General features: G+C 62.7%; 9 protein-coding genes. 1 reads left to right on the top strand and 8 read right to left on the bottom strand.

Annotated features, from left to right (window positions below; all coding sequences use genetic code 11):
- The first annotated feature begins 216 nt into the window (after positions 1-216).
- Positions 217-1,878 carry a carbohydrate-binding protein gene (locus FHS06_RS13765; RefSeq protein ID WP_208387855.1) on the top strand — a complete coding sequence of 554 codons (1,662 nt, stop codon included), beginning with the start codon at positions 217-219 and terminating at the stop codon, positions 1,876-1,878.
- 10 nt (positions 1,879-1,888) lie between these two features.
- On the opposite strand, the gene FHS06_RS01065 is transcribed toward FHS06_RS13765, so the two are convergent.
- From FHS06_RS01065 to FHS06_RS01030, 8 genes are all read right to left on the bottom strand, one after another.
- Positions 1,889-4,675 (bottom strand): FAD-binding and (Fe-S)-binding domain-containing protein, encoded by a 2,787-nt coding sequence (locus tag FHS06_RS01065; RefSeq protein WP_167044289.1) that lies wholly within the window; start codon positions 4,673-4,675, stop codon positions 1,889-1,891.
- A complete protein-coding gene (locus tag FHS06_RS01060; RefSeq protein WP_167044285.1) occupies positions 4,672-5,949 on the bottom strand; it encodes a four-carbon acid sugar kinase family protein in 1,278 nt (425 codons plus the stop codon). Before FHS06_RS01060 ends, FHS06_RS01065 begins: the two co-directional genes overlap by 4 nt.
- Complete coding sequence (locus tag FHS06_RS01055) at positions 5,942-7,198, bottom strand: RuBisCO large subunit C-terminal-like domain-containing protein (RefSeq protein ID WP_167044282.1); 1,257 nt, start codon at positions 7,196-7,198, stop codon at positions 5,942-5,944. Before FHS06_RS01055 ends, FHS06_RS01060 begins: the two co-directional genes overlap by 8 nt.
- Position 7,199: 1 nt before the next feature.
- Positions 7,200-9,161, bottom strand: a complete 1,962-nt coding sequence (locus tag FHS06_RS01050; protein ID WP_167044279.1) for a glycoside hydrolase family 127 protein — start codon at positions 9,159-9,161, stop codon at positions 7,200-7,202.
- On the bottom strand, positions 9,158-9,829 hold the full coding sequence (locus tag FHS06_RS01045) for an aspartate/glutamate racemase family protein (RefSeq protein ID WP_243845232.1): 672 nt from the start codon (positions 9,827-9,829) through the stop codon (positions 9,158-9,160). Before FHS06_RS01045 ends, FHS06_RS01050 begins: the two co-directional genes overlap by 4 nt.
- Entirely contained in the window at positions 9,826-12,429 is a 2,604-nt protein-coding gene (locus FHS06_RS01040) for an alpha-L-rhamnosidase (RefSeq protein ID WP_167044275.1), read from the bottom strand. Before FHS06_RS01040 ends, FHS06_RS01045 begins: the two co-directional genes overlap by 4 nt.
- Before the next feature lie 74 nt (positions 12,430-12,503).
- Positions 12,504-13,355 carry an NAD-dependent epimerase/dehydratase family protein gene (locus FHS06_RS01035; RefSeq protein ID WP_167044272.1) on the bottom strand — a complete coding sequence of 284 codons (852 nt, stop codon included), beginning with the start codon at positions 13,353-13,355 and terminating at the stop codon, positions 12,504-12,506.
- Positions 13,352-14,260, bottom strand: coding sequence for a carbohydrate ABC transporter permease (locus FHS06_RS01030; protein ID WP_167044269.1), 909 nt, complete (start codon positions 14,258-14,260; stop codon positions 13,352-13,354). The genes FHS06_RS01035 and FHS06_RS01030 overlap by 4 nt, the downstream gene beginning before the upstream one ends.
- Positions 14,261-14,270 lie beyond the last annotated feature (10 nt).

Raw genomic sequence — 14,270 nt, 5'->3', positions numbered from 1 at the left:
AGAACCCACAAAAACGGGCAAGTGAGACGTGTATGGGCCGTGAGCGAACACTTCGCGCACGCGCGCCACCGAGTGTTTGCCCAGCTTGGCTACGATCACGCCTAATCGTCGCGATCTTGTCGGCGAGGGTGAGTCGATTGGGAGTGCGAGAGGCGCCTGCTTGGGATGGCGAGGATCTCGTTGTCTGCTCCCGGTCTAACCGGAACGGGAAATGTCATGAAAATTCGAACACGCGCAGGGCAGTTCATCGCAGCTGCCGCCTTCAGCGCGGTCATAATGTCTGCGCTTGTCGCCACCCCCCCATCTGCGGAAAGTGCCTCGGCAAGTGAGTTGTGTACGACAGAATGGAGCGCCTCCCGCGCATACACCGGCGGCGACACTGTCAGTAAGGGCGGCGTCGAGTACCGCGCCAATTGGTGGACGCAGGGGAACGACCCTGCAAACTTCAACGGCGGCACCGGCACCGGGCAGCCATGGACGATCAGCGGGACGTGTGGTTCTACCCCCACGCCGGATCCCACGCCGGTGCCGACACCGCAACCGACGGTTGCTCCGACGCCGACGCCGACGCCGACGCCGGCGCCAGAGCCGACATCCGATCCGATCCCTGATCCGACGTGTGGCGTTGCGTGGAGCGCTGAGAAAACGTACTTCGGTGGTGATGTGGCGGTCAAAGACGGCTCGACGTACCGCGCCAACTGGTGGACCCGGGGCGATGACCCGCGAACGCACAGCGGCGCAACCGGTACCGGCCAACCGTGGACGAAGCAGAGCTCGTGCGGTAGCAACCCCACGCCTGATCCGACGCCGACGTCCACCCCCAACCCGACGCCTGATCCGACGCCCACAAACGTGCCCACACCTCAGCCGACCCCGACGGATCAGCCAGATCCCAAGCCAGGCATCTCTCCGGACTTCGTGTTCAGCGCCTACAAAGACGCAACCATCAACATGAACTGGAACACCAACACGGTGCGCACTCTCGTGACGGGCACGGCGCAGCCTCTCGTTGGCACGGGCGGTGTCTTGAAGAGCGATGCCACGGCGCTTGACACCGTGACGCTTTCTTTCGCAACTGGCGAGTGCGGTTCAGAAAACTGGGGCGGTGTTGCGGGCTCAGCGTTCGCTGCGGCGAATGTGTCTGCGTTGGATGACGCCGACGTCGACTACATCATTTCGACCGGTGGTGCCGCAGGTGCTTTCCACTGTGAAACCGCGGCCGGACTGTCGACGTTCATTGATCGCTACGCATCTGAGAACCTGATCGGTATTGATTTCGACATCGAAGCTGGCCAGTCGGTGACGGATATCGCCAACCTGGCTAACGCGGCCGCCGGCGTAGAAGACACGTACCCCGGACTGCGTTTTTCGTTTACTCTTGCGACCCTCGCGGCGAGCAACGGTAGCTATGGCGGACTCAACTCAACAGGTGCGGCGACAGTGAACGCAGTGCTGGCATCGGGCCTTGAAAACTACACGATCAACCTCATGGTGATGGACTTTGGCGCGGCCAACGCGGTCAATTGTGTCCTCGCGGGAGCCACCTGCGACATGGGTGCGTCAGCTATTCAGGGCGCGGTCAATCTTCAGCACAGCTTCGGTATCCCGCTCGACAAGATCGAGCTCACACCGATGATCGGTATGAACGACGTGCGCGATGAAGTATTCACCCTCGACGACGTCGACACGGTCGTGGACTACGCGATCTCGAACGGTTTGGCTGGCATCCACTTCTGGTCGCTGGACCGCGATGTGCCGTGTTCGCCCGCGAACGCGTGGGCATCACCGATCTGTAACTCGGTGCCGCAGGGCACTCGATCGCTTTCATACACGAACGCGTTCCTCGCTGCGATAGCGGCGCAAAACGTAGTGCAATAGCGACAGAGCGTTACGGGCGGGTGGCTTTTTCGAGGAGCTCAAGGATGTGGCGGTAAGGCGTGCCGGTGGCACGCGTCATCCCGATCTCGCAGGTGCGGTTGCACGAGGCGTGCGCTTCAGCTTTCAGGGCGCGGACGTCTCGTGCTTCTGCTGCGGTGGCAGACGCCGTCAGTTCAGGATGCAGCATCCCCCGGTCACCCGCGAAGGCACAGCAGCCCCACGAATCCGGCACCTCGACTCGTTCTGCTACGCGCTCGGCGATCGTTCGAAGCGCCGGATCTATACCGAGCTGTGTTGAAGAACACGTCGGATGAAGCGCGAGGGTATTGAGCGTCGGCGCTGCGACATCGAGGCGCGGAAGCAGCACCCGTTCTGTGAAGGCGACAGCATCTTCGGTCTCGATGCCGGCATCTTTCAGGATCTGCGCAAAGCCCTCTGTGCAGCTGGAAGCGTCGGTGACGAACGGAAGCTCTCCGCCACGAGTCGCTTCACGCATGGCCAAAATAACCCGTTCACGCATCACTTCGTGTCCGGCAGCCATGCCTTTCGAGCTCCACGGTGTGCCGCAGCAGAGCGATTCAACGCCTTCGGGTACGAGCAGGCTCACACCTGCGCGCTCGACGAGTCGGGTGAACGCCGCTGTCACGCCGATTCCGTCCCCTTCGGCGCCAAACATGCTGTTGACGCACGCCGGAACGAACACCCCGACGATGTTGCCCGCCCCGATGCTGGGTCGAAGAGCGCGTCGAGCGGGGCCGCCGCCCGGCAATCCGCCGTCGAAACGCGGCACAGTGTCAGTGCCGAGCACCGTGCGGCCGAGATCGGTGACGCTCGTGATCGCTGTCGCGGGAACCCGGCTTGCGACCGAGAGCGCGAGAGCGCCCCCGCGTGTCGCGCTACCCCACACGTGCGCGGCGGCTGTCCAGGCCAAGTCTTTAGCCGGCGCTTTCTGCTCGCGACGCAGCCGTTTGACGAGATCGCCGGTGTTGATGAGCACAGGGCACGCCGTCTGGCACATTCCATCGACCGCGCACGTCTCAACGCCCGCGTAGTCGTAGTCGTCCTCGAGCTCTCGCACAAAAGCATGATCTCCGGATGCCTCGGCTCGGGCCATCGCGCGGCGCGTAACTATGCGCTGCCGCGGGGTGAGGGTGAGATCCTTGCTCGGGCACACCGGCTCGCAATAGCCGCATTCGACGCAGCGATCTGCCTCGACCTCGATCAATACCGGCGCTTTGATATGGGCGAGATGCGCTCCGGGGTCGTCATCGATGATGACACCAGGGTTCAGGATGTTCGCCGGGTCACACAGTCTCTTGAGCTCGCACATCACGTCGTAGAGTTCGGCGCCGTACTGACGCCGAACGTACGGCGCCATTGCCCGCCCAGTGCCGTGCTCGGCCTTGAGGTTTCCGCCCGCTGCGAGAACGAGGTCCACGAGGTCGTCGGTGAACCCCGCGAGGTTTGTCAGCTGCGCGTCGGTGGTAAAGCCGTCGGTCAGCATGAAGTGGATGTTGCCGTCTTTTGCATGGCCGAAGATCACACTGTCGCGATATGCGTACTGGGCGAACATTTCCTGCAGCGAACCACACGTCGCGGCAAGCTTCGAGACGGGCACAACGATGTCTTCGAGGAGTGCCGTTGTGCCAGACGGTCTCGCTCCGGCGACCGAAGCGTAGAGCCCTTTTCGGAGCTTCCACGCGGCGGCGCGATCGACGGTGTCTGTCGTCAGCGCGACGGGTGCGACGAGATTCGCACGCGCGAGTACGTCGGCTCCCGCGTGCGCGCGCTCAGTGCACGTTTCGGCGTCGTTCGCCTGAAACTCGACGAGCAACGCCGCGTGGTCGGCGACCTGTAAATTCTTGATTGCGGTGGGTGCATCGGCAAACCCTTGACCCACGCGAATACTCGTCGAGTCCATCAGTTCAAGAGTCGCCGCTCCAGTTGCCACAAGATCGGGCAGGGCAGACGTTGCCGACTCGAGATCGGGGAAGATCGCAAGCCCCGTCGCGGTGTGCGGGTAAAGCGGCACCGTGCGATAGGTCGCTTCGGCGACGAACGCCAGCGTGCCTTCGCTGCCGATAATCAGGTGCGCGAGCAGGTCGGCCGGTGAATCAAAGTCGAGAAACGAATTGATGCCGTAGCCCATCGTGTTCTTCATCGAAAACGAACGCTCGATCAACGAGACCGACGCGGGGTTGGACCGAACACGACGCAGAAGTCGTTCCAAACCAGCAACGAGTTCGGGCTCGGCGGTGGCGAGCGCGCTATCGGCGTCGGGGGCGGCGGTATCGACGCGTGTCCCCGAAGGCAGCACGAAGACGAGTGAGTCAAGCGTGCGGTAGGTATTTTCGAGAGTGCCGCAGGCCATGCCGCTCGAATTGTTGTTGACGACACCGCCGATCGTGCACGCAATATCGCTCGCAGGGTCAGGCCCCAACTTTCGCCCGAAACGTGCCAAGCGCGCGTTGACCTGACGCACTGTCGCTCCGGGCTCTACCCTCACCCGCAGGCCATTGTCGAGAATGTCGATGCGTCGAAAACTTCGGCGTACGTCAATGAGTACTTGGTCTGTTGAGGCCTGCCCCGAAAGGCTTGTTCCCCCCGAGCGGAAGGTGACGGGAGTCTGCGCTCGGGTGGCAGCGAGCAGGATGCGGCCCACTTCTGCCGCGTCTTTCGCGATGACGACGCTGCGAGGCGTGAACAGATAGTGCGAGGCATCGCTCGCGTAGGCCACGCGATCAATTGCTCGGGTGAGTACGCGGGAGGGGTCGGCAACGGCGGCTGCGATCGTCATGCGTTTCCTTCGCTCTTCCCCGCCCGGATATCGTCGAACAGGTCGACATCACCGACCTGACCGCCTTTGAGGAGCAGCTCGATTCCGTCGATCGCAGTCGATTGTGCGTGAGCGCGCAACAACACGATGTTGCCGCGGGGGCACGCGACAATCGACAGTGAGTCGATGCCGAGGAGCGTCGTGACACGGCTCGAAGTATCTCCGCCGCAGACAATGAAGCGACGGCATGCTCCCACCGACACGGCGTGCGCAATTACGGCGCTGGCTGTCTCGGCTAGCAGATCGAGTACTTCCGACGCGTGCGTCGGCAGCGTGAGGTCGTCGGAGGAGAGCGCGACACTTCGCCCCGACGACAGTGCGCGGTCGATCTTGGCAAGGGCATCGCTGCGCGTGGCGGCATCTACCGGCATGGGTATTACGAGCCAGCCGGCGTGGGCTGCGGCATCCATCTGTCGCCGTGTCTGCGAGGAGCGACTCCCGGAGACCGCCAGGACCGGCCCGGTTGCGGCGGTCTTTGTGGGGAGGGCGGGAGCCTCGGGGTTCGAGTGCCCCGCGATTGCCGTGCTGAGGCCGCCAGACCCGACCGCGAACACCGGCGTGGGCAGGGACCGAATGGCCACGCCGAGCATGTCGAGGTGTTCGTTCGTGAGCGCGTCGAGAACCACAGCGTGGTCGGGTCGATCCTGCAAGTGCGCGGCGATCGTGGTGCTGGATGAGTAGTCGGTGAGAGTGAGGGCGGATACGGGCAGCGAGGTCTGCGCTCTGAGGTGGAGAGTGAGGTCGGACTCGGTCATCGGGGTCGATGGATGAGTCGACATCGTCGGCTGTCGATCGAGGCGATACACCGTGCCGCGTTCTGCAGCGAAGTGATGGGAGAACGCGGTGAAGCGGCCAAAGTCGGGCTGTGCGAAAAGCACCGGGACAACGCCCGCGCCGACGACCTCGCGACCGATCTCGATGGCACGCCCGATGCTGCCGACCGTAGGTGACGAGTCAGCCGTCGAACACGCTTTGTATTGCACGATGGGGGCGCCGGTCGCCGCGAGCGCGGTGAGAGCTGGCCGCACTTCAGCGTCGAGATCGGCATTCGACAGCGAACGCGCAATCCCGGCGATACCCACGACGTCGCAAGCGCCTGCGGCATCTCGAAGTCGACGCTCGGAAGGGATTCCCACGAACAGCCGCCCGCTCCAACCGCGACGGGCAAACTGGAGTAACGCGTCGACGCTTCCGGTGAAGTCGTCGCCGTAGAACGTGGCACGAATTTTACTCACGCGCGGGCCCGAACTGCTCGACAGCGCGACGAAGCGCGGGCGAGGACCTCAGCGCATCTCCGACGGTCTCGCCGCGGGCGGCTGATGCCCACGCATCGCGCATACTGCGGACGCCGGCCTCGGCACCATCGGGATGTCCGTGGATTCCGCCGCCTGCGAGCACGAGTAAGTCTGTCGAACCCACTGCGTCGTGGGTGGCATGCGCGAGCCCGCCCCACTGCCCAGATGAGAGCACGGGGACCGTCGGTGTTAACCCAAGAAGAGGTGTGCGAACGGCTTCGATCGCTGCGAGCACTTCGGCATCTGATTCATAGAACTTGTTCGAGATTCCGTTGGTGTGCAAATGATCAGCGCCCGAAAGCCGTGCGAGTTTTTGCCACGCGGCAAAGCCGATACCGAGCTGATCGGAGCGCGAGATCGACCCGAACATCGCTCGGTGTCCGTGAATCGGAACCTGCGCTCGCCGCCGAATGTACTCCATGCCGGAAAGCCCGACCATGTTGATGCAGACCATGATGCATGTGCCGCCGGCGGCAACAACGAGGTCGTGATTGGCTTCTAGCCGATCGATGTCATCCGTGATGTTGAACGCATACATGGGCTTCACGCCCGTCTGATCCGCATGCCGCTCGAGTACCGGCATGACAGCTTTGACGCGCTCGGCGAGTGGTGCCGTGGGGCCGTTGCCCTGAAGCTCGTCGTCTTTGATGAAGTCGATGCCGGCTGTCGCAAGCTCGCTCACGACCTCGGCGAGCTCGTGCGGTGCAAGTCCAATGCTCGGCTTGATGATGGTGCCGATCATCGTCCCGTCAGGACGCGACATCAGGCGCCGTGTGCCAGCGACGCCGAACTGCGGCCCCGCGTAGCGTTCAGCAAACGCGGATGGCAGTTCGAGGTCGACGAGCTTGATCGCGGCGAGCTCTTTGATCTCGAACAGGTTGCCGGCAACTGCGGCAAGAAGATTCGGGATCGATGGGCCAAAGTTGTCGAGCGGAAAACGCAGAGTGACACGCGCGCGTCGACGCTCGGCGGGATCGCCAATCGCGCCGGGAAGAGCCGACGCCCCCGTGAGCGGTACCTCCTCGAGGCGTTCGACCTGAGCGGCGAAACGAGCGCGTACCTCGTCGGACTCACGCTCGACTCGCACGAAGGTTCCCGTGGACTGCTCGCCGGCGAGGACTTCTGCCGCGTACTGGAGCGGCAGCGACGTCTCGATTTCGTAGGTTGCGAACACAGAGCTATCGGTCATGTCACCACACCACCGGCAGCCACACCGACATTTCGGACGGCCCGCGGTTTCCCCACGCGTAGTAGGGGATCAACCGCACGGATGCCGCGCCCACCGGTGCATCATCAAGATCGCTGTAGAGCCGATCGTCGACCGCCGGTAGCACCACCGCGTCTGCCTCAATCGCCACCACCCGGTGCCCAGCGATGTCGGTGTCTACCGGCACAAGTGCCGCGCCCCGACGAAGGGCTATCTGTTCAAGCAGTATCGACGAATCGAGCTCTGGGCTTTCTAGGCAATACACGACCGGACCCCGCTGCACGGTGACCTGGTTCGTCAGTTCTTCGGCGAGACGATGACCGCGAATCATCCGTACCGGCATCGGAAGATTGAGGACGATCTTGTCGCCCTCAGACCATTCCCGCTCGATGCGTGCGTATGTGCCGGGGTCGGTCACGGTGACGGCTTCGCCATTGACCTCAAGAGACGCGCCACGCGACCACCCGGGGATTCGCAGCTGGAGTGGAACGATCCCGGCCGCCGCCGAGACGGTGAACTCAATTCGCCCGTCCCACGGGTAGTCGGACTCCTCGGAGAGCGCCAGCATCCTCCCGTCTGAAAGCTCGGCCCGAATACTGCTGCCACCGTACTGGTGCACATAGATGCTGTCTGCTGACACCGACGCTGCGCGCTCGTGGAAGCGGGCGAGGGTGCGGGCGATATTTGGGGGACAGCAAAAGCAACTGAGGTACTTTTCTCGCAGCCGCTCGTCGGACGGCGGCGGCGCGGGAACCGGATGAAGGGCGGTGTCGCCGGCGCGCCGGAGCTCGAAAGGAAGATCTCGCACCTGGCGGAGCGGATTCGTATAGAAGTAGGCGTCGCCTGCGAGGTTGATGCTCGCCAACAGTGCGTTGAAAGAAACTAGCTCGATCACGTCGGCGTAGCGGGCGTCGGGAGTGAGCGCCAGCATCCGCTCGCTCCAGAAGATCATGCCGATATTGGCGCATGACTCGTTGTGCGCTGTTGTGTGCGGCAGCTGGAACGCCCGGCCGTATGCCTGGTGTACGCGGCTGATCTGTTCTTGTTGGGGGGCGCCGTCTGGTGATGCGCCGTCGTAGAGTGCGCCGCATCCGCCGGTGACATAGAGCTTGGTGTCGACGACGTCGCGCCAGAGCGAATCGAGTACGTCGTGAAGCTCGCCATCGCCGGTTTCAGCTACGAGGTCGGCGAGACCGGCATACAGATAATTGGCGCGTACCGCATGCCCGGCGACGACCTTTTGCTCGCGCACGGGCAGGCGATCTTGATTGTCGTCGCCGCCCTCATCGAACTCGTCGCGCACGGTGAGGAATGCTTCGGCGAGCCGCAGATACTGCTCGTCGCCGGTGGCACGGTACAACTCGATGACAGCCATATAGTGCGAGGGGCAGATGGCGCTCCGCGCGAGTTCACGCGGTTTCGTCGTCGCGAGCATTTCGAGAAAGCGCGCTGCACCCTTGGCAACGTCGAGCAGCGTCGTGCTTCCCGTTACTTCGAAGTGGCGGACCCCCGTCGTAATGAGGTGGCCGAGGTTATAAGTCTCGAAATTGAACCTGTCGGCAAGTGCCACGACATCTTCGTTGTTGCGGGTCGCAATCGCGGTGGGCGTGTGCACATAGCCGTCTTCGCGCTGCACCGACGCGATGAGCTGCGCGAGCATCTCGATGCGGGTGAGGGCTTCGGGGGCGGGGTTTACCTCGAGCTCGGAAATGGCGGATTCGAGCCACTTGTAAAAGTCGCCATCCATAAACGGCGGCCCGGTGTGAGTGCCCTCTTCCATGCCCGCGGCCACGAGGAAGTTTGTCAGCCCTGGGCTCACATCGGGGTCGCTGAGCATTGCGCCCATCGAGGGAACTGTGATCTCACGTGTGCGGCGGGTAATGTCGCCCCAAAACCCCGAGGACCACCGGGCATCGCGCGCTCGAAGCGGCGTTAACGTCGTCATGATGTGCCCTCTTCCGACACTGTGGAACGCAGGCGCTCGATGCCCGCCTCGATGCTTGTGAGCACCGGCACTGCTGTGCGAGCGGAGGCAGCAGCAGAGGCCATCGAAGCCTGTGCCAGTACGACAACATCTGAGTGAGCGGCGACGCGGTCGACAGCGGATGCCACGAGCTCATCGTGTGTTGCCCGATCGCCCGATGCCACTGCGGCGAACGCGCCGTCGATGACCTCCGACGAGATCGTGGGAGCGGCGCCGGTGAGCGCTGCGCGCTCACGCAACAGTCTGACGGTCGGTTCGCACGTGGTCGCAAGAGTGGCGAGCACGGTAATGCGCTGGCCGCTCGCGACGGCTTTATCGGCCATCGCCTCATCGATTCGAAGCACAGGAATGCCAGCCTCTGCCGTCAGCGGCGCTGCGAGCTCAGATATTGACGAGCATGTGAGCACGACGTACTCGGCACCGGCTCGCTTGGCGGCCTGCACAAGATCATTCACCCGGAGTGGAACGGACTCAGCGCGGGCGTCATCGCGCAGGTCGGCCACGATGCGGTCGTCGAGATAGTTGATGAACGTTGCGTCGGGGAGGGCGCGCCCTGCCCGTTCGATAACCGGAGCTATCACGACAGCTCCGGTGTGAATAAATGCGATGCGTACCGGTTTTATCATCATGCTCCCTCGATCGCTACAACGCGTTCGTGCTCACCGTGGCCGACGGTCTCGGGCTCTTGACCCACCAGATCGAGCACCGCATGTGTTCCTACCGGCACGCTCACGCGCACGCGTAGCTGGTTGAATTCAAGCTCCCACTCGATGCTTGTTTCACCGTATGGGGTCGTGTGCGTCGCGGCGGCGTAGGTAAAGCCCCCACCGGGGCGCGGCGCGAAACGGATAGTACGGTAGCCGGGCTCAACCGCAGAAAGCCCCGCGACTTCGCGGTGCAACCAGTCGCCGACGGCGCCGAGCGCATAGTGATTGAACGACGTCATTGTGCCCGGATGGACGGTGCCGTCCGGCAGCATGGCATCCCAACGCTCCCAGATCGTGGTCGCGCCCATGTTGATCTGGTAAAGCCACGAAGGGCATTCCTCTTCGAGGAGAAGATCGTATGCCGTGTCGCGGTGGCCGCTCATCGTGAGGGCATCTGGCAGGAGCGGGGTACCAACAAATCCGGTTGCTATCCGGTTGCCAGCTTCGTGAACGAGATCAGACAGGCGAGAGCCCGCGGCCGCGCGCTGTGCCGGGTCGCTGAGAAGTTCGAATTTCAGCGCGAGTGCGTAGGCGGTTTGTGCGTCACTTGTCATCCGCCCGTCGGGCGACACGTAAGCCCGAACGAAAGCAGCAGACACTTCGTCGGCCAACGCCGCGTATCGCTCGGCATCCTCCGTGCGATCGAGGACCGCTGCCATATGCGAAAGTAGCCGTGCCGACCGTGCAAAGTAGGCAGTCGCCACGAGGTAGCGATCGGTGCGAGCATCGGCTGGATCTTGCGGGGGTGCAGCAGGGTCTAGCCAGTCGCCGAGCTGGAAGCCTTCGTTCCAGAGGCGATCGGGGCCGGCGAGGCTTTCCACAAGATCGACCCAGCGCTTCGCGCTATCGAACTGAGCCGCCACAATGCCGCGGTCACCGAACCTCTCATACAGCGTCCACGGCAAGAATGTTGCGACGTCCCCCCACGCGGCGCCCGGTTTGATCGGCGTCCACATTTCGTGCGCAGGAATGACCGGCACGTACCAAGGGATCGTGCCATCAGGGAGCTGCTCGGTCGCGACATCGCGCAGCCACCCCCCGAGCATTCCCGACACGTCGTAGAGGAAGGATGCCGTCGGGCCGAACACCTGGATGTCACCCGTCCAGCCCACGCGTTCATCGCGCTGCGGGCAGTCAGTGGGCAGGTCAACGAAATTTCCGCGCATGCCCCACACGATGTTTTCGTGCAATTGATTGACGCGGGCGTCAGAGGAGTCGAACCACCCGGTGCGCTCGAGATCTGTGTGGTAAACCCGCGCGACGAGGTCGCCGTTGGCGACCGAAGCAGCGAGATCTCCGGGCCAGCCATCGATTTCGACATAGCGGAAACCGTGGAAGGTGAAGCGCGGTTCCCATTCTTCACCTTCGGCGCGACCGGCGAGGATGTAGTTGTCTGTCGAGCGCGCCTCACGAAGTGGGCGCGTGTAGATATCGCCGTCCTGGAGCACTTCAGATGTGCGAATGCGCACTTTCGCGCCCGCTGGCCCTGTCACCCGAATTCGTACCCGCCCGACAACGTTTTGGCCGAAGTCGAGAATGTGGGCACCCGTGGGAGAGATCAGCACAGCAATCGGCTGTACCTCTTGAGTGCACCGCACGGGGGGTGCGGTCGGTGCAACCAGCGTCGCCGGGTCGCGTTCGGAAACCGCGACGGGTTGCCAACCAGCGTCGTCAAAACCAGCACGCGACCACCCGAGATGCTCGGCACGGGCGTCGTAGTCTTCGCCGTCATAGATACCAGTGCGAACGATCGGGCTTTCGTGCGCAACCCATGTGTCGTCGGTTGCGATCGTTTCGCGGCGTCCGTCAGCGTAGATGAGTTCCAATTGGCCGATGAATGAAAGGTCGCTTCCGAAGAGGTTCCGGAACCCGCCGCGCCAACCCAATCTGCCGCGGTACCAGCCATCGCCGAGCCAGGCGCCGATGGCATTCGTGCCGGATTGAATCAGATCAGTAACGTCGTACGTGTAGTAGCGCAGTCGCTTCCGGTACACACTCCATCCCGGTGAAAGCGCGTCGAGGCCGACGCGGGCACCGTTGATTTCTGCTTCATACAACCCATGAGCACTCGCGTAGAGACGCGCCCGAACGAGGCCGTCACCGGCCACGAACTCGCGCCGGACCAGCGGTGGTCTGCGGTCATCCGAGTCGGCGTCTTCGGGCCAGGGCGCGCCGACCGGCTTCGCTTGCCAGTCAGATGGCATGAGAAGCCCGGTTTCGACGGCCGTGGGAACCGAGGCATCCGACCACTCGCCGTCGGTACCTTTCACTCGGATCTGCACAGCTACCCGCTGGCGCGACTCGAGCGCGACGGTAGGCCACGGCGCGAGTACTTGGTCGCCGCTGGTGACCTCGATGCGTTCAGTGCGACCCTCGCCGTCGGTCAGCTCGATCGCATACGACTCTTGCACCCAACCGGTTGGCGCATCGGTGATGGTCCAAGAAAGGCGCGGTCGCGACTCTCCGATACCGAGCGGATCGCGGTGGTGTTCGATGCGGGGGGCGGAGACGGTGACCATCATTGGACACTCCTTGGAATATTCACGACGTCGCGATGCACACGTCGGTAGTGGAAAAGAGGAAGAGCTGAACGGCGTCAACGCCAGTCATGTTGCGCTCGAAAGCCCCAGAGCTCCTGGATCTTTCGTGTCGACATGAGCGATTCGAATCGACCGAGATCTTCAGCCAACGGAGTGCCGGGAAACCAGGTTTCGGCGAGTTCCCGAGAGGGAATTCGCAGGCCGGATTCCGGCGCCGCGACGTTGAAGGCGTCGAAGCCCGGTTGCGCCTTTTCGAGAGCGAGAGCGACAGCCTCGGCGCCATCGCGCGCATCGATCCAGCTGCCAAGGAGGTCACGTCGATAGGTCACATCGTCGGCGCGAGCGAACGTGTCGTACTCCGATTCGTCGACGACGTTCGTGAAACGCAGCGCGGTAATCGACGCGTCGCCGGCCCAGCCGACAAGCTGAGCCGCAATCGCTTCTTCTGCGACTTTCCCAAGCCCGTAAGTATTGTGCGCGCGAGTGAAAGTCTCATCGACCGGGAGAGACGGTGGCGCTTCGTCGAACGGAAAGCCCATCGCCGTGATGCTGGAGGCGTACACGATCTTGCGAATGCCCACTCGGTGGGCGGCGAAAAATGTGTGAAAGGTGGCCGTCACATTGCTCGTGAACGTTGTGACGTCAGGCACGAGACCGTTGACGGGAATCGCCGCAAGGTGCACAAGCGCGTCAACGCCCCCATGTCGAGCAGTGACTCCCAACAACGCGTCCAGTGTTTGCCCGTAGTCTGCGAGGTCCACGCGAGTGAAGCCGGGTCCGGGCGAACCTGCGAGATCGAAACCGATGACTTCGTGCCCTGCGCCACGAAGCCGCGCCACGGTTGCACGCCCGAGCTTGCCCGAACTTCCGGTCACTCCCACCGTGAGAGGAGAAGTGACTTCGCTCATCCCTTGACCGCCCCAGCTGACAAGCCCTTCATGATCTTCTGGTTCAAGAAGAGGTACAGAATGAGAATTCCGCCCACCGTAATGCAGATCGCGGCGAAGAGCGGCCCGTAGTTGATGGCGCCATATTCTCCGGAGAAGTTGAGCAGCCCGACCTGAATGGTGTTGAGTTTTCGCTGGCCGGCGAAGATGAGCGCGATGAGCAGGTCGTTCCAGATGAGGAAGAACTGCACGATCGCAACCGTCAAGACGGCATTTCGCATCATCGGTAGGCCGATCGAGAAGAAGGCTCGAGTCATCGATGCCCCGTCGAGAGCTGCTGCTTCAAAGATCTCACGAGGTATCGCGCGGAAATACGTCGCCATCATGAACACAGTAAGCGGCAAGCCGCTGGCCGTATAGATGAGTATCAACGGGAGGTAGGTGCCGGTGATGCCGATCTCGAAGAACATCGTGAAAAGCGGCAGGATGATCATCTGCATCGGGATCATGACGCCTGCAAGGAACAGCAGGAGCACGCCACCTCGGCCTTTGAAGACGAGGACTTCGAGAGCGTATCCGGCCGCTGCGCCCAGGAGAACGATCAGGAGGAGCGAGGGAAAGGTGACGATGATCGAGTTAGTGATCGTCGTCGCGAGGTTTCCCGTTTCCCACGCGTTGATGTAGTTGCCCCATTCCCACACCGTCGGGAGGGTGTAAGAGGGGTTGTTCAAGAAGTCTGAGTTCGACTTCAGGGAGTTGATGAACATCCAAAACAGCGGGTAGGCAGTGATGAGGATGAGGAATGCGATCGCAAACCAGGTGGGGAGCTTTTTCAAAAAGCGGATGCTCTTTTCTCTCACGCCGTGGGGCGCGGGAGAAAAGGACCGTTGGGTGTGAACGGCGACTGTCGTGGCGGTAGTAGTCATTCTCGAAACC

The organism is Microbacterium halimionae (assembly GCF_011761265.1).
GTDB classification, from domain to species: domain Bacteria; phylum Actinomycetota; class Actinomycetes; order Actinomycetales; family Microbacteriaceae; genus Microbacterium; species Microbacterium halimionae.
This window is presented reverse-complemented; position numbering and strand designations above follow the sequence as displayed.